Source organism: Xanthomonas bonasiae (assembly GCF_014836395.1).
Lineage (GTDB): Bacteria > Pseudomonadota > Gammaproteobacteria > Xanthomonadales > Xanthomonadaceae > Xanthomonas_A > Xanthomonas_A bonasiae.
In genome coordinates this window covers 139,090-165,817 of the sequence record NZ_JACSQX010000009.1, presented here as the reverse complement: position 1 = coordinate 165,817, position 26,728 = coordinate 139,090, and the positions used below count along the sequence as shown (strand labels likewise).

At 70.7% G+C, this 26,728-nt stretch carries 25 protein-coding genes; 20 read left to right on the top strand and 5 right to left on the bottom strand.

Features of this window, described 5'->3' with window-relative positions; genetic code table 11:
* Positions 1–119 precede the first annotated feature (119 nt).
* Both H9658_RS15910 and acs read right to left on the bottom strand, forming a co-directional pair.
* Positions 120–785: a response regulator transcription factor gene (locus tag H9658_RS15910; RefSeq protein WP_179570029.1), complete on the bottom strand. Its 666-nt coding sequence runs from the start codon at positions 783–785 to the stop codon at positions 120–122.
* Between the two features lie 147 nt (positions 786–932).
* On the bottom strand, positions 933–2,876 hold the full coding sequence (gene acs, locus H9658_RS15905; RefSeq protein WP_191826075.1) for an acetate--CoA ligase: 1,944 nt from the start codon (positions 2,874–2,876) through the stop codon (positions 933–935).
* A 216-nt stretch (positions 2,877–3,092) separates the two neighbouring features.
* On the opposite strand from acs, the gene H9658_RS15900 reads away from it, so the two are divergent.
* The 9 genes from H9658_RS15900 to H9658_RS15860 all read left to right on the top strand — a co-directional run bounded on the left by H9658_RS15900 (position 3,093) and on the right by H9658_RS15860 (position 13,550).
* Positions 3,093–4,499: a DcaP family trimeric outer membrane transporter gene (locus H9658_RS15900; RefSeq protein WP_191826074.1), complete on the top strand. Its 1,407-nt coding sequence runs from the start codon at positions 3,093–3,095 to the stop codon at positions 4,497–4,499.
* A gap of 132 nt (positions 4,500–4,631) precedes the next feature.
* Complete coding sequence (locus tag H9658_RS15895; RefSeq protein ID WP_179570023.1) at positions 4,632–6,290, top strand: MFS transporter; 1,659 nt, start codon at positions 4,632–4,634, stop codon at positions 6,288–6,290.
* A 148-nt stretch (positions 6,291–6,438) separates the two neighbouring features.
* Positions 6,439–7,119: a pyrimidine 5'-nucleotidase gene (yjjG, locus tag H9658_RS15890; RefSeq protein ID WP_191826073.1), complete on the top strand. Its 681-nt coding sequence runs from the start codon at positions 6,439–6,441 to the stop codon at positions 7,117–7,119.
* A gap of 381 nt (positions 7,120–7,500) precedes the next feature.
* Positions 7,501–8,937 carry a coniferyl aldehyde dehydrogenase gene (locus tag H9658_RS15885; RefSeq protein ID WP_191826072.1) on the top strand — a complete coding sequence of 479 codons (1,437 nt, stop codon included), beginning with the start codon at positions 7,501–7,503 and terminating at the stop codon, positions 8,935–8,937.
* Positions 8,938–9,288: 351 nt separating this feature from the next.
* Complete coding sequence (locus tag H9658_RS15880) at positions 9,289–10,392, top strand: glycerophosphodiester phosphodiesterase family protein (RefSeq protein WP_191826071.1); 1,104 nt, start codon at positions 9,289–9,291, stop codon at positions 10,390–10,392.
* Between the two features lie 94 nt (positions 10,393–10,486).
* Positions 10,487–11,371 (top strand): peptidylprolyl isomerase, encoded by an 885-nt coding sequence (locus H9658_RS15875; RefSeq protein WP_191826070.1) that lies wholly within the window; start codon positions 10,487–10,489, stop codon positions 11,369–11,371.
* 7 nt (positions 11,372–11,378) lie between these two features.
* Positions 11,379–12,254, top strand: coding sequence for a hypothetical protein (locus tag H9658_RS15870; RefSeq protein WP_191826069.1), 876 nt, complete (start codon positions 11,379–11,381; stop codon positions 12,252–12,254).
* 88 nt (positions 12,255–12,342) lie between these two features.
* Positions 12,343–13,122: an exodeoxyribonuclease III gene (xth, locus tag H9658_RS15865; RefSeq protein ID WP_191826068.1), complete on the top strand. Its 780-nt coding sequence runs from the start codon at positions 12,343–12,345 to the stop codon at positions 13,120–13,122.
* Positions 13,119–13,550, top strand: coding sequence for a GFA family protein (locus H9658_RS15860; protein ID WP_191826067.1), 432 nt, complete (start codon positions 13,119–13,121; stop codon positions 13,548–13,550). The genes xth and H9658_RS15860 overlap by 4 nt, the downstream gene beginning before the upstream one ends.
* Before the next feature lie 66 nt (positions 13,551–13,616).
* Here the strand turns inward: H9658_RS15860 and H9658_RS15855 are convergent, their stop codons facing one another.
* The gene (locus tag H9658_RS15855) at positions 13,617–13,868 is read right to left on the bottom strand and encodes a GlsB/YeaQ/YmgE family stress response membrane protein (protein ID WP_003466992.1); all 252 of its coding nucleotides are present in this window, start codon (positions 13,866–13,868) and stop codon (positions 13,617–13,619) included.
* Between the two features lie 129 nt (positions 13,869–13,997).
* Here H9658_RS15855 and H9658_RS15850 point away from each other — a divergent pair, with 129 nt between their 5' ends.
* Positions 13,998–14,621 carry a 4'-phosphopantetheinyl transferase family protein gene (locus H9658_RS15850; protein ID WP_191826066.1) on the top strand — a complete coding sequence of 208 codons (624 nt, stop codon included), beginning with the start codon at positions 13,998–14,000 and terminating at the stop codon, positions 14,619–14,621.
* A gap of 129 nt (positions 14,622–14,750) precedes the next feature.
* Here H9658_RS15850 and H9658_RS15845 read toward each other — a convergent pair whose 3' ends face one another.
* Positions 14,751–16,361 (bottom strand): alkaline phosphatase D family protein, encoded by a 1,611-nt coding sequence (locus tag H9658_RS15845; protein WP_191826065.1) that lies wholly within the window; start codon positions 16,359–16,361, stop codon positions 14,751–14,753.
* A 99-nt stretch (positions 16,362–16,460) separates the two neighbouring features.
* On the opposite strand from H9658_RS15845, the gene rsmG reads away from it, so the two are divergent.
* The 7 genes from rsmG to H9658_RS15810 all read left to right on the top strand — a co-directional run bounded on the left by rsmG (position 16,461) and on the right by H9658_RS15810 (position 21,827).
* Complete coding sequence (gene rsmG / locus H9658_RS15840; protein WP_185814524.1) at positions 16,461–17,102, top strand: 16S rRNA (guanine(527)-N(7))-methyltransferase RsmG; 642 nt, start codon at positions 16,461–16,463, stop codon at positions 17,100–17,102.
* A 97-nt stretch (positions 17,103–17,199) separates the two neighbouring features.
* Complete coding sequence (locus H9658_RS15835) at positions 17,200–17,997, top strand: ParA family protein (protein ID WP_179570003.1); 798 nt, start codon at positions 17,200–17,202, stop codon at positions 17,995–17,997.
* Positions 17,997–18,920 (top strand): ParB/RepB/Spo0J family partition protein, encoded by a 924-nt coding sequence (locus H9658_RS15830; protein ID WP_179570001.1) that lies wholly within the window; start codon positions 17,997–17,999, stop codon positions 18,918–18,920. The genes H9658_RS15835 and H9658_RS15830 overlap by 1 nt, the downstream gene beginning before the upstream one ends.
* 39 nt (positions 18,921–18,959) lie before the next feature.
* Entirely contained in the window at positions 18,960–19,694 is a 735-nt protein-coding gene (locus H9658_RS15825; protein WP_191826064.1) for a suppressor of fused domain protein, read from the top strand.
* Positions 19,691–20,656: an NAD-dependent epimerase/dehydratase family protein gene (locus H9658_RS15820; RefSeq protein ID WP_179569997.1), complete on the top strand. Its 966-nt coding sequence runs from the start codon at positions 19,691–19,693 to the stop codon at positions 20,654–20,656. The genes H9658_RS15825 and H9658_RS15820 overlap by 4 nt, the downstream gene beginning before the upstream one ends.
* A gap of 105 nt (positions 20,657–20,761) precedes the next feature.
* On the top strand, positions 20,762–21,484 hold the full coding sequence (locus H9658_RS15815; RefSeq protein ID WP_179569995.1) for a glycosyltransferase family 2 protein: 723 nt from the start codon (positions 20,762–20,764) through the stop codon (positions 21,482–21,484).
* A gap of 1 nt (position 21,485) precedes the next feature.
* The gene (locus H9658_RS15810) at positions 21,486–21,827 is read left to right on the top strand and encodes a lipid-A-disaccharide synthase N-terminal domain-containing protein (protein WP_064542378.1); all 342 of its coding nucleotides are present in this window, start codon (positions 21,486–21,488) and stop codon (positions 21,825–21,827) included.
* 143 nt (positions 21,828–21,970) lie between these two features.
* On the opposite strand, the gene H9658_RS15805 is transcribed toward H9658_RS15810, so the two are convergent.
* Positions 21,971–22,453, bottom strand: coding sequence for an REP-associated tyrosine transposase (locus H9658_RS15805; RefSeq protein WP_225210026.1), 483 nt, complete (start codon positions 22,451–22,453; stop codon positions 21,971–21,973).
* Positions 22,454–22,646: 193 nt separating this feature from the next.
* On the opposite strand from H9658_RS15805, the gene H9658_RS15800 reads away from it, so the two are divergent.
* The 3 genes from H9658_RS15800 (at position 22,647) to H9658_RS15790 (ending at position 26,570) form a co-directional block, all read left to right on the top strand.
* Positions 22,647–24,476: a DUF885 domain-containing protein gene (locus H9658_RS15800; RefSeq protein ID WP_191826063.1), complete on the top strand. Its 1,830-nt coding sequence runs from the start codon at positions 22,647–22,649 to the stop codon at positions 24,474–24,476.
* 392 nt (positions 24,477–24,868) lie between these two features.
* Positions 24,869–25,243, top strand: a complete 375-nt coding sequence (locus H9658_RS15795) for a hypothetical protein (protein WP_191826062.1) — start codon at positions 24,869–24,871, stop codon at positions 25,241–25,243.
* 55 nt (positions 25,244–25,298) lie between these two features.
* Positions 25,299–26,570, top strand: a complete 1,272-nt coding sequence (locus H9658_RS15790; protein ID WP_191826061.1) for a TolC family protein — start codon at positions 25,299–25,301, stop codon at positions 26,568–26,570.
* The last annotated feature ends 158 nt before the right edge of the window (positions 26,571–26,728 follow it).

Genomic DNA, 26,728 nt, shown 5'->3' with positions numbered 1-26,728 from the left:
AGTGCCGCGATATGGAAACCCCGCCTGCGAGTGCAGCCGCACCGGCCTCGCGCGCAGCGACCAAGCCACGCCACGCCGCGGTGAATCTTGGCGCACGCATCCGCCAGAACCCAGCGCGCTCAGTCCTCTTCCAGCGGCAGCACGATGGCGTCGCTGTCGATGGCCAGCTTGCCGGCCATCAGCACCGCCTGGGTGCGGTTGGTGACGCCGAGCTTGCGCAGGATCGCGGTGACGTGGGCCTTGATGGTGGCTTCGGACACGCCCAGGTCGTAGGCGATCTGCTTGTTGAGGCGGCCGGCGCCGAGCATCTGCAGCACACGGAACTGCTGCGGGGTCAGTTCGCGCAGGCGCTGGCCGACCTCGCGCTCGGCGCGGTCGGTGGGCGGCAGGTTGTGCGCCTCCGGCGGTGCCCAGCGCTCGCCGTCCAGCACCGTGCTCAGGGCCAGGCCGATGGTGTCCGAATCGGCCGACTTGGGAATGAAGCCGAACGCGCCGTGGTCCAGCGCGCGGCGCATCACCGTCGGTTCCTCGCGCGCGGACACCACCACCACCGGCAACTGCGGATGCAGCGCGCGCATGTGCACCAGCGCGCTGAACCCCTGCGCGCCGGGCATGTTGAGATCCATCAGCAACAGGTCGGCATCGGCGTGATGGTCGGCCAGCGCGTACAGCGCCTCGACGCTGTCGGCCTCGTACAGCTGCACCCCCGGCATCACCCGCTGCACCGCCCCGCGCAGCGCCTCGCGGAACAGGGGGTGGTCGTCGGCGATCAGCAGGGTAGGCATGTGGGGGGCCGGGAATGGAGAATCGGGAATGGGGAATGGCAACGGCAAAAGCAGGATGTCGGGCGCCTTAGGTGATGAAGCGATCGGGGAACGGCTTTTCCCATTCCCCATTCTCGATTTCCCATTCCCGAACGAACGACCAGCGCGTCAGCGCGTCAGTCGTTCGTTAACAAGCGAATCGACCACCGACGGATCGGCCAGGGTCGAGGTATCGCCGAGCTGGTCGGGCGCGTTCTCGGCGATCTTGCGCAGGATGCGGCGCATGATCTTGCCCGAGCGGGTCTTGGGCAGGCCCGGCGCCCATTGCAGGTGGTCGGGCGCGGCGATCGGGCCGATCTCCTTGCGGACCCAGGCCACCAGTTCCTTGTGCAGGGCGTCGCTCGGCTGCTCGTCGGCCACCAGGGTCACGTAGGCGTAGATGCCCTGGCCCTTGATGTCGTGCGGGAAGCCGACCACCGCGGCCTCGGCCACCTTCGGATGCGAGACCAGCGCGCTCTCCACCTCGGCGGTGCCGATGCGGTGGCCGGAGACGTTGATGACGTCGTCCACGCGGCCGGTGATCCAGTAGTAGCCGTCTTCGTCGCGGCGGCAACCGTCGCCGGTGAAGTAGCTGCCCGGGTAGGTGCGGAAATAGGTGTCGATGAAGCGCTGGTGGTCGCCGTAGACGGTGCGCATCTGCCCCGGCCACGAGTCGCGCAACACCAGGTTGCCTTCGGTGGCGCCTTCCAGGAGTTCGCCGTCGGCATTGACCAGGGCCGGCTGCACGCCGAAGAACGGCAGCGTCGCCGAGCCGGGCTTGAGGTCGATCGCGCCGGCCAGCGGGGTGATCAGGATGCCGCCGGTCTCGGTCTGCCACCAGGTGTCCACGATCGGGCAGCGGCCGTCGCCGACCACATCGTAGTACCAGCGCCAGGCCTCGGGATTGATCGGCTCGCCGACGCTGCCGAGCAGGCGCAGCGACGCGCGCGAGGTGCGCTTGACCGGCGCCTCGCCCTCGCGCATCAGCGCGCGGATCGCGGTCGGCGCGGTGTAGAAGATCGTGACCTTGTGCTTGTCGATGACCTCCCAGAAGCGCGACACGTTCGGGTAGTTGGGCACGCCTTCGAACATCAGCGCGGTGGCGCCGTTGGCCAGCGGCCCGTAGACGATGTAGCTGTGGCCGGTGACCCAGCCGACGTCGGCGGTGCACCAGTAGATGTCGTCCTCGCGCAGGTCGAACACGGTCTCGTGAGTGTAGGCCGCGTACAGCAGGTAGCCGGCGGTGGTGTGCAGCACGCCCTTGGGCTTGCCGGTGGAGCCGGAGGTGTAGAGGATGAACAGCGGATCCTCGGCGTTCATGCGCTCGGGTTCGCACTCGGCCGGCTGGCTGTCGACCACGTCGTGGAACCAGCGGTCGCGCGGGGCCTGCATGTCCACCGCGCCGCCGGTGTGGCGCACCACCAGCACGGTTTCCACGGTGGTGGTGCCGGGCAGCTTCAGCGCCGCATCGACGTTGGCCTTGAGCGGGATCTTCTTGCCGCCGCGCAGGCCCTCGTCGGCGGTGATGATCAGCTTGCTGCCGCAGTCGATCACCCGGTCCGCGATCGAGTTGGGCGCGAAACCGCCGAACACCACCGAGTGGATCGCGCCGATGCGCGCGCAGGCCAGCATCGCCACCGCCGCATCGGGAATCATCGGCAGGTAGATGGTGACGCGGTCGCCCTTCTTGACCCCGAGCGCGCGCAGCGCATTGCCCAGGCGGCAGACGCGTTCGTACAGCTCGCGGTAGCTGACGGTGTAGGACGGCGCGTCCGCGCTGTCCGGCTCGAACAGCAGCGCGGTCTTGTCGCCGCGCGTGGCCAGCTGCCGGTCCAGGCAATTGACGCTGGCATTGAGCTCGCCGTCGTCGAACCAGCGGATATGGAAATCGTCCAGGGCGAAGTTCACGTCCTTGATCCGGGTCGGCTTCTTGAACCAGTCCAGGCGCTCGGCGGCCTGGCCCCAGAACGCCTCCGGCTGTTCCACCGATTGCCGGTACAGGGTCTGGTACTGGGTCTTGTCGACCCGTGCCCGGGCGGCGAACTGGGGATCGACGGGGTAGATATCAGCCATGGTGCCCTCTGCAATGAACGGGGCGCCGCATGCGGCGGCGCGTCATGGCGCAGTTTGCCGCATTCACCGTTAAGCGCGCACGCGCCGGGCTTTAGACGATGGTCGTAAACCCCGCCCCCGTTCGACTAATGGCCAATAGGCGCGACCGGCCGCGGCGCGCACTGTGCACCCAGCCGTGCCTGCGCGCGGCGGACATCCATTATTCGGGAGGGAGTAATGAGCAACCGCATCGCATCCTTGGCACGGCGCCCGTTGGCCGCCGCGCTGTTCGTCGCGCTGATCGCCCCGGGCGCGGCCTTCGCCCAGAGCGGCAAGACCCCGTCGGCGCGCGAACAGGCGCTGGAAGCCCGCGTGGCTGAACTGGAGCGCCAGGTCCAGCTGCTGCTGTCCTCGCAGCAACAGCAGCAGGGCCAGATCGCGCAGACCCAGACAGAGGTCGCGGCGGTCAAGTCCAGTCAGGCTGCCGCTCCGGCGCTGCCGGCCGGCAAGGCGCCGATCCAGGTGACCACGATCACCCCCGGCGCCGCGCCCGGCACCACGTTCAAGGTCGGCGGCTTCATCAAGGCCGATTTCCTGGCCACCCGCACCGGCGACGGCCAGCTCGCCGACGATGCCACCGGCCGCGCGCTGTACCTGCCCGGGCAGACGCCGGTCGGCGGCGGCAAGTCCGGTACCGACTACAACGCGCACGCCAAGTTCTCGCGGATCAACTTCGGCGTGGACAGCGTCACCGACGCAGGCAACAAGGCCGGCGCGCTGGTGGAGCTGGATTTCTTCGGCAATTCGCTGGGTACCCAGACCGCCACCAACACCTACGGCGCCACCCTGCGCCACGCCTACATGTACTGGAACCACTGGCTGGCCGGCCAGACCTGGTCGAACTTCATGGACCCGGCGGCGCTGCCGGAAGCGGCCGACTTCATCGGTCCCACCGACGGCGTGATCTTCGTGCGCCAGGCGCAGGTGCGCTACACCAACGGTGGCTTCAGCGTCGCCTTGGAGAACCCGGAAACCACCATCTACAACCGCAGCGCGACCGGCGTGATCACCAGCGCCAGCTCCGACCGCGGCGCGCTGCCGGACCTGACCGTGCGCTACGGCTGGAAGGGCGACTGGGGCAGCTTCGGCATCGGCGGCCTGCTCGGCCAGCAGAAGGTGGACAACCGCGCCACCGGCGCCGACGCCAGCAAGGTCTCCGGCGGCCTGACCCTGGGCGGCAAGTGGGTGGCGGGAGACAGCGACAGCCTGTTCTACCAGCTCAGCGGCGGCGAAGGCATCGGCCGCTACGTCGGCCTGGGCATCGCCCAGAACGCGGTCTACGACGCGGCCGACCGCGACCTGGACACGGTCGGCGTGGTCGCCGGCTACATCGGCTGGCGCCACGCGTTCTCGCCGAAGTTGCGCACCAACCTGATCTACGCGCGCAGCGACTACGACAACGACACCGCGCTGACCGGGCTGGGCGTGACCAAGAGCGTGCAGAGCATCCGCGGCAACATCTTCTACACGCCGATGCCCAAGGTCGATGTCGGCGCCGAGCTGATGTACGGCAAGCGCGAGATCGAAAGCGGCGCCAAGGGCGACATCACCCGCCTGCAGTTCACCACCAAGTACAGCTTCTGAGGCTGCGGCGGCGCGGCGCCCGGGAGGGCGCGCCGCGCTGCCGCGGACTCGCCATGCACCCGCGACGGACCGCGCCACCCGACCATCCTGACCGCCACCGCCACACCACCCGCTTCGGAGGGGAAGCTTCCTATGTCCAGCACCGCCATCAACCCGTCGGGTCAGCCCCTGACCAAGGGCCACAAGAAGGTCATCTTCGCCTCCAGCCTTGGCACCGTCTTCGAGTGGTACGACTTCTACCTGTACGGCTCGCTCGCCGCGATCATCGCCAAGCAGTTCTTCAGCGGGGTCAACGAGACCACCGGCATGATCTTCGCGCTGCTGGCCTTCGCCGCCGGCTTCTTCGTGCGCCCGTTCGGCGCCGCGTTCTTCGGCAGCCTGGGCGACCGCATCGGCCGCAAGTACACGTTCCTGGTCACCATCCTGATCATGGGCATCTCCACCTTCCTGGTCGGCGTGCTGCCCAACTACGCCAGCATCGGCGTGGCCGCGCCGGTGATCCTGATCGTGCTGCGCCTGGCCCAGGGCCTGGCGATGGGCGGCGAATACGGCGGCGCGGCGACCTACGTCGCCGAGCACGCGCCGCCGGGCAAGCGCGGCCTGTACACCAGCTTCATCCAGACCACCGCCACGCTGGGCCTGTTCCTGTCGCTGCTGGTGATCCTGGTGTGCCGCCTGACCTTGGGCACCGAGGCGTTCGAGGCCTGGGGCTGGCGCATCCCGTTCCTGGGTTCGATCATCCTGCTCGGCGTGTCGGTGTGGATCCGCCTGCAGCTGAGCGAATCGCCGCTGTTCCAGCAGATGAAGGCCGAGGGCAAGGGTTCCAAGCAACCGTTCCGCGACAGCCTCAAGGACGGCAACTTCAAGCTGATGCTGATCGTGCTGCTCGGCGCCACCGCCGGCCAGGCCGTGGTCTGGTACGGCGGCCAGTTCTACGCGCTGTTCTTCCTGCAGAGCACGCTCAAGGTCGATCCGACCGTGTCCTACCTGCTGATCGCCGCGGCGCTGGCGCTGGCCACCCCGTTCTTCCTGTTCTTCGGCTGGCTGTCGGACAAGATCGGGCGCAAGAAGATCATCATGCTCGGCTGCCTGCTGGCGGCGGTGACCTACATGCCGCTGTTCAAGGGCATCACCCACTTCGCCAACCCGGCGGTGGAGGAGGCGCGCAGCAAGTCGCCGGCGCAGGTGCTGGCCGATCCGGCCACCTGCAGCTTCCAGTTCGATCCGGTGGGCGTGCGCAAGTTCACCAGCTCCTGCGACGTGGCCACCGCCGCGCTGACCAAGGCCGGCGTGCCGTACGAAGTGCAGCCGGCCGCGCCGGGTTCGCTGGCGCAGGTGCGCATCGGCGGTAGCCAGGTCGCGTCCTACGAGGCGGCCGGCCTGAGCAAGGCCGACGCCAAGCCCAAGGCCGATGCCTTCGGCAAGGAGCTCAAGGGCGCGCTGACCGCGGCCGGCTATCCGGAGAAGGCCGATACCGCGCGCATCAACATCCCGATGACGATCCTGCTGCTGTGGGTGCTGGTGCTGTACGTGACCATGGTCTACGGCCCGATCGCCGCGTTCCTGGTCGAGCTGTTCCCGACCCGCATCCGCTACACCTCGATGTCGCTGCCGTACCACATCGGCAACGGCTGGTTCGGCGGCTTCCTGCCGGCGATCTCCTTCGCCCTGGTGGCCGGTACCGGCAACATCTACTACGGCCTGTGGTATCCCATCGGCATCGCGCTGATGACCCTGGTACTGGGCACGCTGTTCCTGCGCGAAACCCGCAACGTGGACATCACCAAGTAAGCGGACTCGCCCTTGCGCCGGATGCGTCCGGCACTGCGACGCCGGCCCCGTGCCGGCGTCGTCGTTTGCGCGGCATGCCAGCGGCGCTGGAACCGACGGCGGCGGCAGGCGATTACCATGCGCGCTGGACACACAGGCAGATCGTCGCATGCGCTACCGCTGGATCCTGTTTGATGCCGACGACACGCTGTTCCGCTTCGATGCCTATGCCGGCCTGCAGCGCATGTTCGCCGGCTACGGGGTGGCCTTCGCCGAGCAGGACTACGCCGACTACACCGCGCTCAACCGGCCGTTGTGGGTGGAGTACCAGAACGGCGCGATCACCGCGCTGCAGCTGCAGCAGCGCCGCTTCGCGGGCTGGGCGCAGCGCCTGCAGACCGCGCCGGAGACCTTGAACGATGCGTTCCTGGCGGCGATGGCCGAACTGTGCGCGCCGCTGGACGGCGCGGTGGCGCTGCTCGACGCGCTGCGCGGGCGCGCGCGGCTGGGGCTGGTCACCAACGGCTTCACCGCGCTGCAGCAGGCGCGGCTGCTGCGCACCGGCCTGCACGACCGGTTCGAGGCCGTCGCCATTTCCGAGCAGATCGGCGTGGCCAAGCCGCACCCGGACATCTTCGCGCACGCGCTGGCGCAGTTGGGCGATCCGCCGCGCGCGCAGGTGCTGATGGTCGGCGACAACCCGCACGCCGACATCGCCGGTGGCCTGGCCGCGGGACTGCACACCTGCTGGATCAACGCGCACGGCCTGCCGGCGCCCGAGGGCATCGTGCCGCATTACGAAGTGGCGACGCTGGCGCAGTTGCAGGATTTGCTGCTCGAAGCGACATGACCGCCCGTCGCGCCGCCGCGCGCCCTCGCTGACGCGCACTCTGCACGCCGCCGCGCCCCTTCGCCGCCGCGCACCCTGTAGGAGCGGCTTCAGCCGCGACACACCGGTCGGCGCAGGCCATGCGTGCTGAGGGAGGAATCGAAACGCTTGCAGGATGGTCGATGGCAGGCATCTGACGCCGTCGGGGCAAGGCCCCGTCTGCACGGCGGCGGCGCAACGATCGGCCGGTTGTGGGAGCGACTTCAGTCGCGACGCGGCAAACCCTCGGTCACCCGCCAAGCGCGCTCCGGCATGGCCGCTACCATGGCCGGCCGACGCCACGCCACCGCCTGTCCTGCATCGCCCGCATCGGAGCCAGGTGCCGCATCGTATAGTGCGCGCATGTCCATTTCCGACCCCACTTCGAGCGCCACCGACACGCCGCTTGCCGACCTGCCGGTCACCCTGCAGCGGCTGCGCGCGGCCTGGCAGGCGGCCAAGCCTGACCAGGCGCAACGCCGCGACGACCTGCTGCGGCTGCGCGCGGCACTGAAGCGGCGCCTGCCGGAGATGGCCGATGCCATCGCCGCCGATTTCGGCCATCGCTCGCGCCACGAATCGCTGCTCGCCGACGGCATGACCGTGCTCGGCGAAATCGATCATCTGCTTCGCCACCTCAAGCGCTGGATGCGGCCGCAGCGCGTCGGCGCCGGTTGGCGGCTGTGGCCGGCGCGCGCCGAAGTGCGGCCGGTGCCGGTCGGCGTGGTCGGGGTGATCGCGCCATGGAACTACCCGGTCAACCTGGCGCTGATCCCGCTGGCCACCGCGATCGCCGCCGGCAACCACGTCTACCTGAAGCCGTCCGAGCACACCCCGCGCACCGCACAGTTCCTGCAGTCGCTGCTGGCCGAGGTGTTCCCGCCGCAACGGGTGGCGGTGGCGCTGGGCGCGGCCGAGGTGGCCGGCGCCTTCGCCGCGCTGCCGCTGGACCATCTGGTGTTCACCGGCTCCACCGCGGTCGGGCGCAAGGTGATGGCGGCCGCCGCGCCGAACCTGACCCCGCTGACCCTGGAACTGGGCGGCAAATCGCCGGCCATCGTCTGCGCCGACTATCCGCTCGCGCAGGCCGCCGCGCGCCTGGCCACCGGCAAGTGGTTCAACGCCGGGCAGACCTGCATCGCCCCGGACTACGTGCTGATCGATGCCGGCCGCAGCGCGGCGCTGGTGCAGGCGCTGCGCGCGCAGGTGCTGGCGCGCTACGGCGACTTCGCCGCGGCCGACGACTACACCCGCATCGTCAACGAGGGCCAGTACCGACGCCTGCGCGGCTACCTGGACGACGCGCGCGCGCGCGGCCTGGAGGTCGTCGAACTGGCCAGCGTCGAACCCGAGCGCGCCGAACGCGAGCGCCTGATCGTGCCGACCGTGGTGCTGCAGCCCGGCGACGATGCGCTGCTGATGCAGGAGGAGATCTTCGGCCCGATCCTGCCGCTGCGCAGCTACCGCACGCTGGACGAGGCGATCGCGCTGGTCAACGGCCGCGACCGGCCGCTGGCGCTGTATCCCTTCAGCCACGACCGCGCGCAGGTGGAGGCGATCCTGCACGCCACCGTCGCCGGCGGCGTCACCGTCAACGACAGCCTGCTGCACTTCGCCGCCAATGCGTTGCCGTTCGGCGGCATCGGCCCCAGCGGCATGGGCGCCTACCACGGTCGCGCCGGCTTCGACGCCTTCAGCAAGGCGCTGCCGATCCTGTGGCAGTCGCGCCGGGCGGCCAGCGACTGGCTGAAGCCGCCGTACGCCCGAATCGCGCGGCTGGTCGATCTGCTGCTGCGCTGATCGCGCAGGCCGGGACGCGCCTGCGGCGGCCACGGCCGCTTCGAACCCTGGACGCACACCGCGACGCGCGCGCCGTGGCGCAGGCGCGTGCGCGAGGCCGCCCGCCGTAGACAACGGCGGCGGCAAGCGCCAAGCGCAGCGGGCTGCCGTGGCGTCGTCGTGTGCCGGCAATAATTAATTCATAGTTAGTAATTAGATTCTGCCCCCGACGCCACCGCCGATCACGGTCGGCTTCGGCCTCTGCGCGGCCCATTGCCGTGCTCGGAGCGCGCAGCAAGCGAGCCCGCCGCAGCGTCGACCTGCAGGCGCTCGTCCACCTCTTGCGCCACTTTTTCAACTGGGACAGAGACAATGAAAACCAACCTCGCGCAACATCCACTGGCCCGCGCCTGCCGCGTGCTGGTGGCCCTGGCCACCCTGGCCGTATTGCCGCAGATGGCGCTGGCCAACTGCAACGACAGCGTCTCCACCAAGATGAGCAACATCCTGTTCGCCGACAGCAGCGGCGACAGCGTCGTGCTGGCCCACCGTGGCCTGTGGGGCAAATACTCCGGCATCGGCGACATGCCGGAAAACTCGCGCGGCGCGCTGCAGACGGCCAGCGACCAGTGCATGGACGGCGTGGAACTCGACGTCAAGATGACCAGCGACGGGGTGCCGGTGGTGCTGCACGACTGGAACCTTGGCCGCACCACCAACGTCTGGACCAGCCGCGCCGGGCAGACCAAGTACAACCCGATGAACAATCAGGGCTACAACCCGTCGATCACGGTGACGCCGTGGTCGGTGGTGAGCGGCCTGCTGCTGCTGACGCCGGACCGCCGCACCACCACCGGCTACCACGTGCCGCGCGTGGACGAGCTGTTCGCCTACTTCAAGCAGCACAACCTGAAGACGCCGATCGTGTTCGACATCAAGGACGCGGCCACGGTGCGCGCGGTGTCGCGTGAGGCCGGCAGTGCATTCTCGGTCGCCTCGGCCACCTATGTCGCCGCGAAGGTTAATGCGACGCTGTACCCGAGTCGTTCGGCGTTCCGCGCCGACGGCAGCAACATGGTCGGTATCCCGGTGTTCACCACCAACATGCTGTCCAAGATCAACGTCGGCAACGCCGTCTCGGCTTGGCTGGGCACCAACGAGGCGATGGAGATCAACGTCAAGCAGCTCGGCGGTCTGTTGCAGGCCGACGCCGACCGCGTGCGCGAGCGCGGCGTGCGTGTCGGCGTGTTCCAGGCGATTCCGGACAGCCCGTTGGCCGGGCAGTTCTACCAGAACAGCGGCGCCTGCTGCTATCGCCTGTCCGACCTGTACTTCTCCTACGGCGGCGGCCGCGATACGGCGGACAATCGCGGCGATCTGAACTTCATCGTCAACCAGGAAGCCTTCAGCCTCATCACCACCGACGACCCGAAGGCGGCGATCGCCTACCTGCGCGCGCGCGGCAAGCACGACTGAGCCGTTGCGTTCGACCGGCCGGCCCGGAAGGGCCGGCCGTTTTCGACGACGGCGCGCCCATGCCATCCGCTACGCCAATTCTCAGGAGCCGAACATGTCCCTCTCCATCGCCAAGCGCGGTGCCGCCATCGCCTGTCTGCTTGCGGCCTGCCACATCGCTGCCGTGTCCGCCGCCGATGCCGCCAGCACCGAGCGTGTCGGCGCCGATCCGGTGGTGCTGCGTGTCGGCACCGCGCGCTTCACCGCCAGCGAATACCGTGCACTGGCCAGCACCGACGCGTTGAGCGCCAGCGGCATCGACCAGCCCGACGCTGTCCGCCAGTTCGCCGATCGCGTGATCCTGCTTGAGCAGGCCAAACACCACCACCTGGAGCGCGATCCGGCGGTGGCCGCACGCCTGCGCCGGGCGGCCGACGCGATCCTGGTCGAAGCGGCGATGGCCGATCTGGCCAGCAGCGCGCAGATCGACGAGGCGCAATTGCAACGGCAATTCCAGGCCCATCCCGGCGACTACGACGAATACCAGCTGAGCCACATCTTCGTGGCCTTGCATCCGCAATCCGACGCGCGCCGCGGTCACGACCTGTCCGAGGCGCAGGCGCTGCAGCGGGCCGACGCGCTCAAGCGGCAACTCGACGCCGGCACCGACTTCGCCGCGCTGGCGGCGCGCGAGTCCGACGACGGCAGTACCGCGATGGACGGCGGCCGGCTTTCATCGACGTTCGGCCGCTACCTGGCCGACCCGTTCGTCGCCCCGGTGCAGCGGCTGGCGGTGAACCAGGTATCGGCGCCGGTGCGTGGCCCCGACGGCTATCACCTGATCCGGCTGGACGCCAAGACCGAGGCGCGCTTCGATGCGGTGCGCGGGCAGATCGAGGTGCAGCTGCGCGAACAGGCGGCGGCGCAGGCGCTGCAGCAATTGCGCCAGGCCCATCCGCTGAGCTTCGACCGTGCGGCGTATGCCGCCGCGACGCACTGAGCCGGGCATGCACAAGAGCGTACGCGCGCGTGCGCCGACCGCGACGTTGGGTGGTCGCCTGCGCGTGGCCGCCGCGGCGTTGGCATGCGCGGCGCTGGCCATCGCGCTGCTGCGGCCGTCGGCGCCAGCCACGGTCGCCGGCGCCACGCGGCCGCGCACGCAAGCCGCGGTGACGCGAGGGCTGCCGGAGACGCCGCCCGCGGCCTTCGCGGCAACGGCCACGCCGCCGCCTTCGGCCTGGACCGCGGGCGTGGACGCGCAGCGCATGTACGCCATCGCCATGCAGTACGACGCGTGCCGGCAGCGCGCGCAGGCGCCGCCGCCCAGCGCCGTGTTGCCGCCCGGGATCGACGAGATGGACCGCGCGGCGGCCGCGGCGCAACGCGACGCCGAACGTCAGCGCCGCGACGCCTGCGCCGGCATCGGCCGTGCGCAGTACGCGCAGATCGACACGATCCTGCGCAGCGCCGCCGCGCAGGGCGACGCGGATGCGCAGCGCAGCTTGCTGGCGCGGCGCATCCGCAGCCTGCTCGACCGCGCCGGCGCCGGCCAGCGGCCCGGCGAACGGATTGCGCTGTCGGCGGCCGACGTGCGCGAGGCCGAGGCCGTCGTCGCCGAGCTGGAAACGCTGGCGCTGCGCGGCGACCGGCCCTCGATCGAGGAACTGGCGCAGGTGTTGGAGTCGCCGATCCCGGCCATCGCCGATCCGGCCTATGCGGCGGCTTGGCGGCTGGCGGCGCGGCAGGCGCCGGGACAGCCGTTCCCGCCGTCGGAACGGCTGCTGGGCGGCGAGGAACTGCTCGACGCGCTGGACCCGGCGCAGCGGCAGCAGGCGCTGGCCCTGGCCCCGGACCTGTACGCGCAGTGCTGCGCACGCCGCTGAGCGGGCGCCGCCACCGCCGCGCCGGATTGGCCGTCGCGGCGGGCAGCGGTCAGAATACCGGCCGGCTGCCCCGACATGGATTCTCCCCTTGAAGATCGCCTCCTGGAACGTCAACTCGCTCAACGTGCGCCTGCCGCACCTGCAACAGTGGCTGGAGGCGTTCGCGCCGGACGTGGTCGGCATCCAGGAAACCAAGCTGGAAGACCACAAGTTCCCGGACGCGGCGCTGGCCGCGGCCGGCTACCGCAGCGTGTTCGCCGGGCAGAAGACCTACAACGGCGTGGCGATCCTGTCGCGCGCGCCGGCCAGCGACGTGCAGATCGGCGTGCCCGGCCTGGACGACGAGCAGAAGCGGGTCATCGCCGCCACCGTCGGCGACCTGCGCATCGTCAACCTGTACGTGGTCAACGGCCAGGACGTGGGCACCGACAAGTACGCCTACAAGCTGCGCTGGCTCGAGGCGGTGCACGACTGGCTCGCCGCCGAACTGCAGCGCCACCCGCGCATGGTGGTGCTGGGCGATTTCAACATCGCCCCGGACGCACGCGACGTGCACGATCCGCTGGTGTGGAGCGACAACCACATCCTCACCTCCACCGCCGAGCGCGGCGCGCTGCACAAGCTGCAGGCGCTGGGCCTGCACGACGGCTTCCGTCTGCACCACGACGACGGCGGCATCTTCAGCTGGTGGGACTACCGCCAGGCCGGCTTCCGCCGCGACCTCGGCCTGCGCATCGACCTGACCCTGGTCTCCGACGCGCTGAAGGCGCAGACGCGCGCCGCCGGCATCGACCGCGAACCGCGGACCTGGGACCGCCCCAGCGACCACGCGCCGGCCTGGATCGAACTGCGGGAGGGCGGCGCGTGAACGAACGTCATCCGCGCCGCTGGATCGACAAGGTCGGCGACACCGCGATCGCGCCGCTGCACCGGCTCAGCTGCCACTGCGGCGCGGTGCAGATCGACCTGGAACTGCCGCACGGCATCGTCGATCCGCGCCGCTGCAACTGTTCGCTGTGCCGCCGCCGCGGCGCGATCGTCGCCTCGGTGCCGCTGGCCGCACTGCACGTGCGCGAGGGGGCCGACGCGTTGCGCCTGTACCGCTTCAACACCCATACCGCGCAACATTATTTTTGCGGCGTGTGCGGGATCTACACGCATCACCAGCGCCGCTCCGATCCCAGCGAATACGGCTACAACGTCGGCTGCCTGGACGGCGTGGATCCGTATGCGCTGGCCATCGCGGTGCCGGTCAGCGACGGCGTGCATCATCCCGCCGACCGCGTCGCCCGGTGAGCGGCGCCGCAAAAGCAAACGCCCGGCGGACCGGGCGTTTGCACACACCTGCGGGGGCGTTTGCGCTTAGCGCGCGCGGCCGCGGGTGAACAGGTTGACGATGGCCAGCAGGATCACCGCGCCGATCAACGAGTACAGGAACGTCCACAGCGTGATCGCCTGGTTGATGCCGCCGCCGAACAACCAGCCGGCGATCAACGCGCCGACGATGCCGACGACGATATTCAGGATGATGCCCTGCTGTGCGTCACGGCGCATGATGATGCTGGCCAGCCAGCCCACGATGCCGCCGACGATCAACCAGATGATGATGCCCATGGGTAAGACTCCTCGGTTCTGCCCGCACCGGGAGCGGTGTGGCGTGCGCCATTTAAGGAGCGCTGCCGTGAAGCGGCCGTGTACCCAGGCACGCCTGGCGCAGCGGCCATTGTGCTTTGTGGACGCTGCGTGAGCGGGCCTGCCGAAGCGCCGTTGCGCCCGGATCCCCCCGATTGGCGGTTCGGCCCGGTGGCGCTGTGGCTGCGCACGCATCCGCCGCGCACGCCCGGCGAGTCGCAGGCGCGGCGGCTGCTGTCCGTCGAACTGGCCACGCCGGAGGCGCAACTGCCGCTGCGCCGCGACGAACGCGGCCGGCCATGGCTGCATGCGCCGTTGGCGCATGTCGGCACCGGCTGGAGCCACAGTGGCGACTATCTGCTGGTGGCGATCGGCGCGCATACGCGGCTGGGCGTGGACATCGAACACCAGCGCGCGCGGCCGCGGTTGCTGGAGTTGGCGCAGCGTTTCTTCCATCCCGACGAGGTCGCGGCGTTGCAGGCGCTGGCCGAGCCGGCGCGCGAGGCATGGTTCTTCCGCCTGTGGTGCGCCAAGGAAGCGTTGCTGAAGGCGCACGGGCACGGGCTGTCGTTCGGGCTGCACCGGCTGCGCTTCGCCGAAGACGGCGCCGGCGTGCTGCAACTGGCCTGGTGCGACCCGGCGCTGGGTGAGGCCGCGCGCTGGCGGGTGCACGAGTGGGTGCCGGCGCCGGGCTATCGCGCCGCGCTGGCCTGGTATCCGCTCGCGTCGGCGTAGGCGCCGCCCGGTCCCTGTAGGAGCGGCTTCAGCCGCGACAGGCGGCACGGGGTGCGGGGAGTGCCTGTCGCGGCTGAAGCCGCTCCTACAAGGAAGCGGCAGCGAGGCGGGTGTATCCGCCGCCGCGGTTCACGCCTCCACCGCGCCGGCGCGGCCGTCCTCGACCACGAAGCGCTTCAGCGTGGACACCGTGGCCAGGCGGTCGCTGCGCTCGGAAATGGCCTGCAGTCGGGTCTCCATCCGCGCCTGGCTCAGCGACACCGACACGTAGCCGCGCTGGCGGCCCTCGAAATAGCGCACGTGCGGGTTGTTCGGCAGCATCTGCACGATCGCCTCCGACGGCGGGCCGTTGGAGGTCACCGAGGTGCCGACGAATTCGGTGGCCAGGGTCTGCGATTGCGGATCGGCGGCATCGGCCTTCAGGTCGGTGACCCAGTAGGAATGGATGTCGCCGCCCCAGAACACCGGGTTGCGCAGCTTGCTGTCGGCGATCGCGCGCAGCATGCGCTCGCGCGTGGCCGGATAGCCGTCCCAGCCGTCGGTCCAGTGGCCGAGGTGGCCGTCCTTGGGGTCGCGCTGCACGAGTGGCGCGACCAGCAGATCCTGCGCGATCACGTTCCAGCGCGCGCTCGAGCGGGCGAAGCCGGCGTGCAGCCAGCGTTCCTGCGCCGCGCCGAGCATGCTGCGCGACGGGTCGTCGATGTCGGTGCAGTCGGCCGCTGAGACATGCCCGCCGCGCCAGCCGTTGGGCAGGATGCACGGCTGCTCGTTGCGGTACTGGCGGCCGTCGAGCACGAAGAAGCGCGCCAGCGCGCCATAGTCCAGCGCGCGGTACAGGCGCATGTTCGCGCCGCGCGGGCGGTGTTGCGCGCGCAGCGGGAAGTGCTCGTACATCGCCTGGTAGGCGGCGGCGCGGCGGCGCAGGAACTGCGCGGTCGGGATCTTCGGATCCTGCGACCAGCGGTTGGCGTAGTCGTTCTGCACCTCGTGGTCGTCCCAGGTCGCCACGCAGGCGGCCGTGGCGTGCAGCGCCTGCAGGTCCGGGTCGGTGCGGTACAGCGCATAGCGGTTGCGGTAGCCGGCCAGATCCAGGCAGTCGCCACTGCCGTGCGGGCGCACGACCTGCGCGGCGGCCTCGCCCTTGATGCTGTACTCGTAGATGTAATCGCCGAGGAAGAACACCACGTCCGGCTGCTCGGCGGCCAGGTGCCGGTAGGCGCTGAAATAGCCCTGTTCCCAGTGCGAGCAGGAGACGAAGCCGAAGCGCGCCTCGGCCAGGCTGCCCGGCGCCGGGGCGGTGCGTGCGCAGCCCAGCGGACTCTGCGCGCCCAGCGCTTCGAACCGGTACCAGTACGGCCGGCCCGGCTGCAGTCCGCTCACTTCCACGTGCACCGAGTGGCCCCAGCGCGGATGCGCCGTCGCCACGCCGCGCTGCACCACCTGCGCCATGCCCGGGTCGGTGGCCACGCTCCAGCGCACCGGCACCGCCTCGCGCAGGCCGCCCAGGCCGTCGGCCGCCAGCGGCTGCGGCGCGAGCCGGGTCCACAGCACCATGCCGTCGGCCAGCGGATCGCCGGCGGCCACGCCCAGGGTGAACGGATCGTCGAACCCGCGCGCCCGCGCGAACGGGCTCAGCAGCGGCGTGGCGACGAGCAGGCCGAGCCCGGCCAGGACCCGGCGCCGGCCATGATCGGGTGAGGCACCGGTGTTGGCCGATGGGGTTTTCTGGGGATCCGACATGCCGCTGCACCACGACTGCAATGAACCGCTGCGCAGCATAGGCCGCGACGATGTCGGCTACATGGCGGTGACGGTGGCGGCACCTGCGATAATCGGGCGATGAACGACGCTTCCCTTCCCGACTCCGTCCGCGCCGCGCTCGACCAGGGCCTGCGCGCGCAAGGCCTGGACGCCGCCGCGCTGGCGCCGCCGCTGCTGGCCTACCTGGCGCTGCTGGCGCGCTGGAACCGCACCTACAACCTCACCGCGGTCCGCGATCCGCACGAGATGGTGACCCGCCACCTGCTCGATTCGCTGGCGATGCAGCCGTTCGTGGAAGCAGGCACGCTGGCCGACCTGGGCACCGGCCCGGGGCTGCCCGGCATCCCGCTAGCGATCGCGCGGCCGCAGCTGCGGGTGACCCTGGTCGAGAGCAACGGCAAGAAGGCGCGGTTCCTGCGCGAGGCGGTGCGCCAGCTGCGCCTGGACAACGCGCGCGTGGCCGAGTCGCGCGCCGAGGCCGTGGACGAACCCGGCGCTTACGACTTCCTGACCGCGCGCGCGCTGGACACGCTGGCCGGCATCGTCGCCGTCGGCGGCCACCTGCTGCGCCCGGGCGGGCGGCTGCTGGCGATGAAGGGCGTGCGCCCGGACGAGGAGATCGCCGCGCTGCCGCCGGGCTGGGTGGCGCAGGCGGTGCACCCGCTGCAGGTGCCGGGGCTGGGCGCGGACCGCCACCTGGTGGTGGTCGAGCGCGGCTGAGCCGCCGGGCGGGGCCGGCGCGCCGACGCCGATTTCCGCCCCGGGGGGGTGTGCCCGCATAATGCCCGGTCCCACCCATCGCCGACGAGGCTCCCGCATGGCCCGCATCATCGCCATCGCCAACCAGAAAGGCGGCGTCGGCAAGACCACCACGGCGGTCAACCTGGCGGCGGCGCTCGCGCGCCAGCCGCAGCGCGTGCTGCTGGTGGACCTGGATTCGCAGGGCAACGCGACGATGGGCAGCGGCATCGACAAGCGCGAGCTGGCCGCGTCCACCTGCGACGTGCTGCTGGGCGAAAGCAGCGCCGCGCAGATCCGGGTGACCGCGCCGGAAGGCTTCGACCTGCTGCCCGGCAACATCGACCTGACCGCCGCCGAGATCCAGCTGATGGACCAGCCGGCGCGCGAGCAGCGGCTGAAGACCGCGCTGGCGCCGCTGCGCGAGGAGTACGACTTCATCCTGATCGACTGCCCGCCGGCGCTGTCGCTGCTGACCCTGAACGCGCTGACCGCCGCCGACTCGATCATCGTGCCGATGCAGTGCGAGTACTACGCGCTGGAAGGGCTGACCGCGCTGCTGGAGACCATCGAGGCGTTGCGCGCCAACCTCAATCCGACGCTGGAGATCGAAGGCGTGCTGCGCACCATGTTCGACGTGCGCAACAACCTGGCCAACGCGGTGTCGGCGGAGCTGACCAACCATTTCGGCGACAAGGTGTTCCGCACCATCGTGCCGCGCAACGTGCGCCTGGCCGAGGCGCCCAGCCATGGCCAGAGCATCGTCGGCTACGACCGCACCTCGCGCGGCGGCGTGGCCTACCTGGGCCTGGCCGGCGAGATCGTGCGCCGTCGCAACGAACGCAACAGGCCCGCCCCGGCCATGGAGACCTACTGATGACCGCCAAGCCCCCTGCCCTCGGAGCGAAGAAGCGCGGCCTGGGCCGTGGCCTGGAAGCGCTGCTGGGACCGAAGGGCGGCGCGGCCGCGCCGGCGCCCAACGACGCCGTGCAGCCCGGCGAGAGCCTGCGCCAGTTGCCGGTCGGGCAGCTGCAGCCGGGCAAGTACCAGCCGCGCCAGGAAATGGACGAGGGCAAGCTGCAGGAGCTGGCCGAGTCGATCAAGGCGCAGGGCGTGATCCAGCCGATCGTCGCGCGCGAACTGGCGCCGGGCAAGTTCGAGATCGTCGCCGGCGAACGCCGCTGGCGCGCCTCGCAGCTGGCCGGGCTGAGCGAAGTGCCGGTGGTGGTGCGCGAGCTCGACGACCGCACCGTCATCGCCATGGCGCTGATCGAGAACATCCAGCGCGAGGACCTCAACCCGCTGGAGGAAGCGCAGGCGCTGCAGCGGCTGATCGACGAATTCGCGCTGACCCACGCCGAGGCCGCCGAAGCGGTGGGCCGCTCGCGCGCCTCGGTGTCCAACCTGCTGCGCCTGCTGGAGCTGCCGCCGGCGATCCGCGCGCTGCTCGAGGCCGGGCGCCTGGAAATGGGCCATGCGCGCGCGCTGCTGACGCTGTCGCCGGACCTGGCCAGCCGCCTGGCCTCCGATGCCGCCGACCAGGGCTGGTCGGTGCGCGAGGTCGAGCACCGCGCGCAGCAGTTCGCGGCCGGCAAGGTGCCCAGCAACCGCAAGGCCAAGCCCGGCCGCGTCGCCCCGCAGGCCGATATCGCCTCGCTGGAGACCGAGCTGTCCGAATCGCTGGGCACCAAGGTCGCCATCGCCCATGGCCGCGGCGGCAAGGGCAAGCTGGTGATCCACTACACCGACCTGGACACGCTCGACGGCGTGCTGGAGCGGCTGCGCGGCAAGGTCGGCTGAGCGCCGCTGCGCTCAGCCTGTTGCCCGAGTGAGCGACGCATGAGTTCCGAGTCCTCCGCCGACATCGTCAGCCTCAGCGGCAACCCGATCCTGCGCCACGGCGAGGCCAGCGCCTGGCAGCCGGCGCAGGGCGAGATGTGCCTGGAACAGATCAGCGAGCACATCGAGGCGCACCTGGGTCCGGTAGCGACGGTCTTCCACGAGATCGTGTCCGATACCGTGCACATCGACGTGCACCTGGTCGCCCCGAGCGCGGACTTCCCGTTCGCGCGCCTGGTCACCTCGGGCATGAGCGATCTGCCGATGACCCTGCCCGAGGGCGTGGCGGCGCCGCGGTACCTGGAACTGGTGATGACCCTGCCGGGCGACTGGCGGCTGCAGCAGGACGCGTTTGACGACGAACGCTGGTACTGGCCGATCCGCCTGCTCAAGGGCCTTGCGCGGCTGCCGCACAAGCACGCCACCTGGCTGGGCTGGGGGCATACCGTGCCCAATGGCGATCCGGCCGAGCCGTATGCGGCGAACACCGCGCTCGACGGCGCGATCGTGCTGCCGTCCGTCACTGTGCCTGACGGCTTCGAGGAACTGGCCGTGGACGCCGACAAGACCATCCACTTCCTGGCGGTGGTGCCGCTGTATCCCGAGGAGATGGCGCTGAAGCTGCGCGAGGGCAGCGATGCGCTGCTGGACAGGTTCGCCGCGCACGAGATCAGCGACATCATCGATCCGCAGCGTCGCAACGTGGTGCGCAAGCGGCGCTGGTGGCAGCGATGACGGTCCTGGTCACCGGCGCGGCCGGCTTCGTCGGCGCCTACACCTGCCGTGCGCTGGCCGCGCGCGGCGAGACGGTGGTGGGGCTGGACAACTACAACGACTACTACGACCCGCAGCTCAAGCGCGACCGCGTCGCCGCGCTGTGCCCGCAGGCCGATATCCGCCGGCTCGACCTCACCGACCGCGACGGCCTGACCGCGCTGTTCGACGAAATCCGTCCCGCGCGCGTGGTGCACCTGGCCGCGCAGGCGGGGGTGCGCTATTCGCTGCAGAACCCGTACGCCTACGTCGACAGCAACCTGGTCGGCTTCGTCAACGTGCTGGAACTGTGCCGGCACCGCGGCGTGCAGCACCTGGCCTACGCGTCGAGCAGCTCGGTGTACGGCGATTCGGCGACGCCGCCGTTTTCCGAAGACCAGCGCATCGACCAGCCGCGCTCGCTGTACGCCGCGACCAAGGCCGCCAACGAGCTGATGGCCTACACCTATGCGCAGCTGTACGGCCTGCGCGCCACCGGCCTGCGCTTCTTCACCGTGTACGGGCCGTGGGGCCGGCCGGACATGGCGCCGCTGCTGTTCAGCCGCGCGGTGCTGGCCGGGCGCCCGATCGAGGTGTTCAACCACGGGCGCATGCGCCGCGACTTCACCTTCGTCGCCGACATCGTCGCCGGCGTGCTCGGCGCGCTCGACCACCCGTCGACGGACGCGGTGCCGCACCGCGTGTTCAACCTGGGCAACCACACCCCGGTCGAACTGGAGCGCTTCATCGGCGTGATCGAGGCCGCCGCCGGCCGCGCCGCCGAGAAGGTCTACAAGCCGATGCAGCCCGGCGACATGGTCGAGACGATGGCCGATACTGCGCGCGCCCACGCCGCGTTCGGCTTCGATCCGAGCACCCCGATCGAGGTCGGGCTGCCGCAGGTGGTGCAGTGGTGCCGCGAGTATTTCGGTGCCGCGGCCTGACGCTTCAGCCCCGGGTCACCGGCCCGGGGCACAATGCGCGGTCTTTTTGCGGCGTTGCCGCCGTTCCCCGCGTTCCCCCATTGCGTTGCCGAGCCCAATCGAGCCATGAACCAGCCTTCCCTTTCCGTCGTCGTCCCGGTGTTCAACGAGCGCGACAACGTGCCGCCGCTGGTGGCCGAGATCGTCGCCGCGCTGCGCGGCGTGACCGACTTCGAGATCGTCTATGTCGACGACCATTCGCGCGACGACACCCTGGCCGTGCTGGACGGGCTGAAGGCGAGCGTGCCGGAGCTGCGGGTGCTGCACCACGTCACCCAGAGCGGGCAGAGCACCGCGGTGCGCAACGGGGTCAAGGCCGCGCGCGGCGCGTGGATCGCCACCCTCGACGGCGATGGCCAGAACGACCCGGCCGACATCCCCAAGCTGCTCGCCGCGCGCGCCGCCGCCGCCGCGCAGGTCAAGCTGTTCGCCGGCTGGCGCGTGTCGCGGCAGGACTCGGGCAGCAAGCGCTGGGCCTCCAAGTGGGCCAACGCGATCCGCGCGCGCATGCTGCGCGACGACACCCCCGACACCGGCTGCGGCATCAAGCTGTTCGAGCGCGAGGCGTTCCTGGACCTGCCGTACTTCGACCACATGCACCGCTACCTGCCGGCGCTGATGCAGCGCGCCGGCTGGCAGACCCTGAGCGTGCCGGTGAACCACCGCCACCGCACCTCGGGCGTGTCCAAGTACAACAACCTCAACCGCGCGCTGGTCGGCATCCGCGACCTGCGCGGCGTGGCCTGGCTGATCGCGCGCAGCCGCCGCACCGTGGTGCAGGAGCGCTGAGATGGAAGCGCATTTCCTCAACGAACCGATCCAGGCGCTGTACTGGACCGGGCTGCACGTCACCGGCTGGAAGCTGATCGGCTACGTCGGCGCGCTGATGTTTGGCGGCCGCTGGCTGGTGCAGTTCGTCGCCTCCAAGCGCGCCGGCAAGCCGGTGATCCCGCGCCTGTTCTGGTACATGAGCGTGGTCGGCAGCCTGATGACGCTGAGCTACTTCCTGTTCTCGGCCAAGCAGGACTCGGTCGGCGTGCTGCAGAACCTGTTCCCCGCCTTCACCGCGTTCTACAGCCTGTACCTGGACATCAAGCACCGCGGCTGGCACCGGGATCGCGCGTCGCATTGAGGCTGGGGCGGTAGTGCATCCGCCTCTCTGCGTGTCGTCGTGCGACCCCTGCAACCTGTCGCGGCTGAAGCCGCTCCTACACAGGAGCGCGGCATCCCTGTAGGAGCGGCTTCAGCCGCGACAGAATCTATGGCCGCGCGTTCTCACCCACGCGCAGGCAGCCAGATCGCATCCCAATACGGATAATCGCCCAAGCGACGGACCAAGCCGGCGCGCAATGGATTGGCCACGATGTAGCGCGCCGCGGTCAGCATGTCGTCCTCGCGCCGCAGCGCACGATCGTGGAAGCCAGGGGACCAGACCCTGCCGCCGCGGCCACGTGCGCGATTCACCGCATGTGCGCATCGGCCCTTGGCGTGGTGCATCGCTTCGGACAGCGACGCGCGCGGACCCAGTTCGATCAGGCCGTGCCAATGGTCGGGCATCAATACCCAGCACAGCAGTTGCACCCGCGGCCAGCTGGCGGGCGCGGAAAGGCACGCAGCCGCTGCATGCGCGCAACGCCAGTCCGAGAACAGCGCTGCGCGTTGGAAGGTCACCACCGTCAACAGATAGGTGCGCCCGCCCTCGTCGTGGCGGCCGCGGCGCAATGCGGCATGTCCTGGAAAATGGGTGAGCGGAGGCATGGCGTGCAGCGTGCCTGCATGCGTGAGCGACGCCTATCGGCCGCAGTCCATGCGCCGTGTCGGAAAATGCCCTGCGTCGCGCGGAAGGAGGCCCTGGGATCGCGCGTTGCGTGGAAGCAGGACTTCCGGCCCACCCACCGCCGCACGCGGGATGCGATCATCGGGATCTCGTTCCCACTGCCTGCCGCCGCCCATGCCGATCGCCAAGACCCCGCTGGCCGCTTCCCTGTTGCTCGCGCTCGCATTCGCCACGCCGGCGCTGGCCGCAGCGCCGGCCGTCCCGCCGGCGGCGGCCACCGCCTCCGCTGCCGATGCCCGCTTCCAGGCCATCTACGAGAAGGAGTGGAAGTGGCGGCAGGCGCAGGTCGGGCAGGCCGACGAGGACAGCGACAGCAGCGGCGACAACCAGCAGCTGCCCGACGTCGGCGCGGCGGCGCAGGCGGCGCGGCTGAGGGTGTGGGACGACGTGCTGCGCCAGCTGGAGGCGATCGATCCGGCGCAGCTGTCGGCCGACAACCAGGTCAACCTGGCGGTGTACCGCCCGCAGATCGAGAACCTCGCCGCCGCGGTGCGCCTGCGCGCCTACGAGATGCCGTTCAATTCCGACAGCTCGTTCTGGTCCGACCTGGGCTTCATGGCGCGGCGCACGCTGCGCACCCCGGCCGAGTACCGCGCCTACATCGCGCGGCTCGACGACGTGCCGCGCTATTTCGCGCAGCAGACCGACAACATGCGCGCCGGCCTCAAGCGCGGCTTCAGCGTGCCGCGTGCGGTGCTGGAAGGGCGCGACGGTTCGATCGCCAACGTCGCCGAGCTCAAGGATCCGACCGCGGCCGCGCTGTACGCGCCGTTCAAGCAGCTGCCGGCGCAGATCCCGGCCGCCGAGCAGCAGGCGCTGCGCGCGCAGGCGCAGGCGGCGATCCGCGACAAGGTGATCCCGGCGTACGCGCAGCTGCTGCGCTTCTATCGCGAAGAGTACGTGCCGCAGGCGCGCACCACGCTGGCCGCCGAAGCGCTGCCCGATGGCAAGGCCTACTACCAGCAGCAGATCCGCGAATACACCACGCTGGAGATGCGCCCGGAGCAGATCCACCAGCTGGGCCTGCAGGAAGTGGCGCGGATCCAGAAGGAGATGGACGCGATCATCCGGCAGGTCGGCTTCAAGGCGCCGGCCGGGCAGCAGACCTTCCCGGCGTTCCTGCAGTTCCTGCGCACCGATCCGCAGTTCTACGTCAAGACGCCGCAGGAACTGCTCGATCGCGCGGCGTGGATCGCCAAGCGCGTGGATGGCGAAGTCGGCAAGTTCATCGGCACGCTGCCGCGCGGGCGTTTCACCATCGTGCCGGTGCCGCCGGAGATCGCGCCGTTCTGGACCGCCGGCCGTGGCGGCGTCGGCACCTATTGGCTCAACACCTACAACCTGCCGTCGCGCCCGCTGTACAACCTGCCGGCGCTGACCCTGCACGAATCCTCGCCGGGCCACTCGCTGCAGGGCGCGCTGGCCGAAGAGCAGGGCGCGCAGCCGGCGTTCCGCCGCGAGAACTACATCTCCGCCTACGGCGAAGGCTGGGCGCTGTACACCGAAAAGCTGGGCAAGGAGATGGGCATCTACGAAACCCCGTACGAGGACTTCGGCCGGCTCAGCTACGAAATGTGGCGCGCCTGCCGGCTGGTGATCGACACCGGCGTGCACCACAAGGGCTGGACCCGCGAGCAGGCGCTGGCCTACCTGCGCGAGCACACCGCGCTCAGCGAGCACGAGGTCACCACCGAGGTCGACCGCTACATCTCCTGGCCGGGGCAGGCGCTGAGCTACAAGCTCGGCGAGATCGCCATCCTCAAGCTGCGCGCCGAGGCCGAGCAGGCGCTGGGCGCGGACTTCGACATCAAGGCCTTCCACGACGCGGTGCTGAAACAGGGCTCGGTGCCGCTGCCGGTCTTGCAGCAGCAGGTGCGCGCGTTCATCGCCGAGAGCAAGCAGCAGGCCGCCACCCGCAAGTCCGCCGCGGCCAAGCCCGAATAGCCGCTGTGGCGAAACCGCGCGACGCCCTCCCTTCTCCCACCGGGAGAAGGTGGCGCGCAGCGCCGGATGAGGGTACGACCGCTCGCGCAGCATGAGGGCGCAGCGGCCAACCTCGGATGAGGGTACGACCGCTCGCGCAGCATGAGGGCGCAGCGGCCAACCTCGGATGAGGGGACGCCGCCCTCGCGGCATGAAAGCGCAGCGGCGGCGCCGGCGAATGGCACGATCGCCTCATGGCATGGAAGTGCAGCGGCCAGCCCCAGCCGGCCAATGCGCGACCGACGCAAGCTCGCGATCGTCGGCACCGAAGGAGGCCACCGCCGCCGCGCGCTCCTCCCCCTCGTCTCCCGCCTGCGATTGTGTAACCCCACCCGCATCGCTAGGCTGGCACCATGTCCATCCGCCGTGCCCGCCTGCTCCACCCCTTGCTGCGCCTGATGGCGCTGGCGACGCTGGCGCTGGGCGTGTTGGTGGCGCCGGTGGCCTGCGCGCTGGGCGATGTGCATGCCTTGGCGCACGACCAGGCGCACGTGGACGAAGAAGCGCCGCACCGCGGTGATGGCGATGGCGCCGGAGAACGCGATGGCGCCGGCCTGCTGCACGCGCTGATGCACAGCGGCTATTGCCACGGGCAGAGCCCGGCACTGCTGTCGTCGCTGATCTGGCAGGGCCTGCCGTTGGCCGCGCAGCCGCGCCCGGTCGCGGGACACCAGGACTACCGCTCGCACCTGCTGGACACCCCGCTGCGGCCTCCGATCGCGGCTTGATGCACCGCCGGCGTCTGCCGGCCCGTCCATCGATCCCCGAATCCGGAGAAGTCCCATGTGGTTGCGACTGGCGGCTGTTGCCGCCTTCGCGGTCGCGCCCTGCGCGTGGGCGCAGGCCGTGCCGCCCGATGCTGTGCTCACCCTGGACGACGCCTTTGCCCGCGTCGCCCGGACCCATCCCGACCTGCGCCTGGCCGACGGCCAGCGCCGCGTGCTCGTCGCCGAGGCCGAGCGCGAGGCGCTGCGTCCGCCGCTGCGGCTGGGCGCCGAACTGGAGAATGCCTTCGGCAGCGGCCCCGCACGCGGCCTGGACCAGGCCGAACTGACCGTCAGCCTGGCCGGCGTGCTCGAACGCGGCGGCAAGCTCGACGCGCGTCGCACGCTGGCGCAGGCGCGCATCGACGCGCTGGCGCCGCAGCGCGAACTGGCGCGGCTGGACCTGCTCGCCGAGGTCGCGCGCCGCTACCTGGCGATCGCCGCTGCCGCGCAGCGCCAGGCCATCGCCGCCGCCGACCTGGCGCAGCGCCAGCGCACGGTGGCCGCGGCGCGGCAGCGGCTGCAGGCCGGCGCCTCGCCCGAATCGGTGCTGCTGACCGCGCAGGCGCTGCAGGCGCGTGCGGAACTGGACCGCGACCGCGCGCAGCAGGAGCATGCCGCCGCGCGCCGCCACCTGGCGGTGCTGTGGGGCGAACGCGATCCCGGTTTCGCGCAGGTGACCGGCGATCCCCTGGCGTTGCCGGCAGTGCCGGACTTCGACCTGCTGGCCGCGCTGCTCGATGCCACCCCGGAGCTGGCACGCTTCGCCGGCGAGGCGCGCGTGCGCGAGGCGCGACTACGGCTGGCGCGCAGCCAGGCGCGGCCGGACCTGGACTGGCAGTTCGGCGTGCGCCGGCTGCAGGACGGCGACGCCACCGCGCTGGTGGCCGGGATCTCGCTGCCGTTGGGCAGCGCGGCGCGCGCGCAGCCGGAGATCCGCGCCGCCGAGGCCGAGCGCGACCTGCTCGGCGTGGAGCGCGAAACCCAGGCGCTGGCGCTGTACTCCACGCTCGCCGACGCGCACGGCCGCTACCGCGCCGCGCAACTGGAAGTGGCGCGCATGCACGACGACGTGCTGCCGAAACTGGCGCGCGCCGAGGCCGCCGCCGAGCGCGCCTATCGCGGCGGTGCGATCAGCTATCTGGAATGGGCGCAGCTGCAGGCCCAGCACGGCGATGCGCGGCGGCAGCAGCTCGCCGCCGCGATCGAGGCGCAGACCGCGCTGATCGAGATCCAGCGCCTGACCGGGCAGCCATTCGTGCTCGCGCCCGCGGCGCAGGTGGCGCGATGAGCCGCTCGTTGCCGTTGCGCATCCGCCGCGCGCTGGCGCCTGCCGGCGCCGTCCCGACGAATGGACCGCCATTGCCGTGGTCCGTGCGGCAGGTCGTGCGCAGCGTCGTGCGTGCCTGGTGCCACCGATTGCTGACCGGCGCGATCATCTCCGAGGCA

Bases quoted from the DNA above. Each gene is read 5' to 3' on its own strand.
- H9658_RS15910 (WP_179570029.1), bottom strand. From the start codon at position 785: ATGCCTACCCTGCTGATCGCCGACGACCACCCCCTGTTCCGCGAGGCG.
- acs (WP_191826075.1), bottom strand. From the start codon at position 2,876: ATGGCTGATATCTACCCCGTCGATCCCCAGTTCGCCGCCCGGGCACGG.
- H9658_RS15900 (WP_191826074.1), top strand. From the start codon at position 3,093: ATGAGCAACCGCATCGCATCCTTGGCACGGCGCCCGTTGGCCGCCGCG.
- H9658_RS15895 (WP_179570023.1), top strand. From the start codon at position 4,632: ATGTCCAGCACCGCCATCAACCCGTCGGGTCAGCCCCTGACCAAGGGC.
- yjjG (WP_191826073.1), top strand. From the start codon at position 6,439: ATGCGCTACCGCTGGATCCTGTTTGATGCCGACGACACGCTGTTCCGC.
- H9658_RS15885 (WP_191826072.1), top strand. From the start codon at position 7,501: ATGTCCATTTCCGACCCCACTTCGAGCGCCACCGACACGCCGCTTGCC.
- H9658_RS15880 (WP_191826071.1), top strand. From the start codon at position 9,289: ATGAAAACCAACCTCGCGCAACATCCACTGGCCCGCGCCTGCCGCGTG.
- H9658_RS15875 (WP_191826070.1), top strand. From the start codon at position 10,487: ATGTCCCTCTCCATCGCCAAGCGCGGTGCCGCCATCGCCTGTCTGCTT.
- H9658_RS15870 (WP_191826069.1), top strand. From the start codon at position 11,379: ATGCACAAGAGCGTACGCGCGCGTGCGCCGACCGCGACGTTGGGTGGT.
- H9658_RS15855 (WP_003466992.1), bottom strand. From the start codon at position 13,868: ATGGGCATCATCATCTGGTTGATCGTCGGCGGCATCGTGGGCTGGCTG.
- H9658_RS15845 (WP_191826065.1), bottom strand. From the start codon at position 16,361: ATGTCGGATCCCCAGAAAACCCCATCGGCCAACACCGGTGCCTCACCC.
- rsmG (WP_185814524.1), top strand. From the start codon at position 16,461: ATGAACGACGCTTCCCTTCCCGACTCCGTCCGCGCCGCGCTCGACCAG.
- H9658_RS15835 (WP_179570003.1), top strand. From the start codon at position 17,200: ATGGCCCGCATCATCGCCATCGCCAACCAGAAAGGCGGCGTCGGCAAG.
- H9658_RS15830 (WP_179570001.1), top strand. From the start codon at position 17,997: ATGACCGCCAAGCCCCCTGCCCTCGGAGCGAAGAAGCGCGGCCTGGGC.
- H9658_RS15825 (WP_191826064.1), top strand. From the start codon at position 18,960: ATGAGTTCCGAGTCCTCCGCCGACATCGTCAGCCTCAGCGGCAACCCG.
- H9658_RS15820 (WP_179569997.1), top strand. From the start codon at position 19,691: ATGACGGTCCTGGTCACCGGCGCGGCCGGCTTCGTCGGCGCCTACACC.
- H9658_RS15815 (WP_179569995.1), top strand. From the start codon at position 20,762: ATGAACCAGCCTTCCCTTTCCGTCGTCGTCCCGGTGTTCAACGAGCGC.
- H9658_RS15810 (WP_064542378.1), top strand. From the start codon at position 21,486: ATGGAAGCGCATTTCCTCAACGAACCGATCCAGGCGCTGTACTGGACC.
- H9658_RS15805 (WP_225210026.1), bottom strand. From the start codon at position 22,453: ATGCCTCCGCTCACCCATTTTCCAGGACATGCCGCATTGCGCCGCGGC.
- H9658_RS15800 (WP_191826063.1), top strand. From the start codon at position 22,647: ATGCCGATCGCCAAGACCCCGCTGGCCGCTTCCCTGTTGCTCGCGCTC.
- H9658_RS15795 (WP_191826062.1), top strand. From the start codon at position 24,869: ATGTCCATCCGCCGTGCCCGCCTGCTCCACCCCTTGCTGCGCCTGATG.
- H9658_RS15790 (WP_191826061.1), top strand. From the start codon at position 25,299: ATGTGGTTGCGACTGGCGGCTGTTGCCGCCTTCGCGGTCGCGCCCTGC.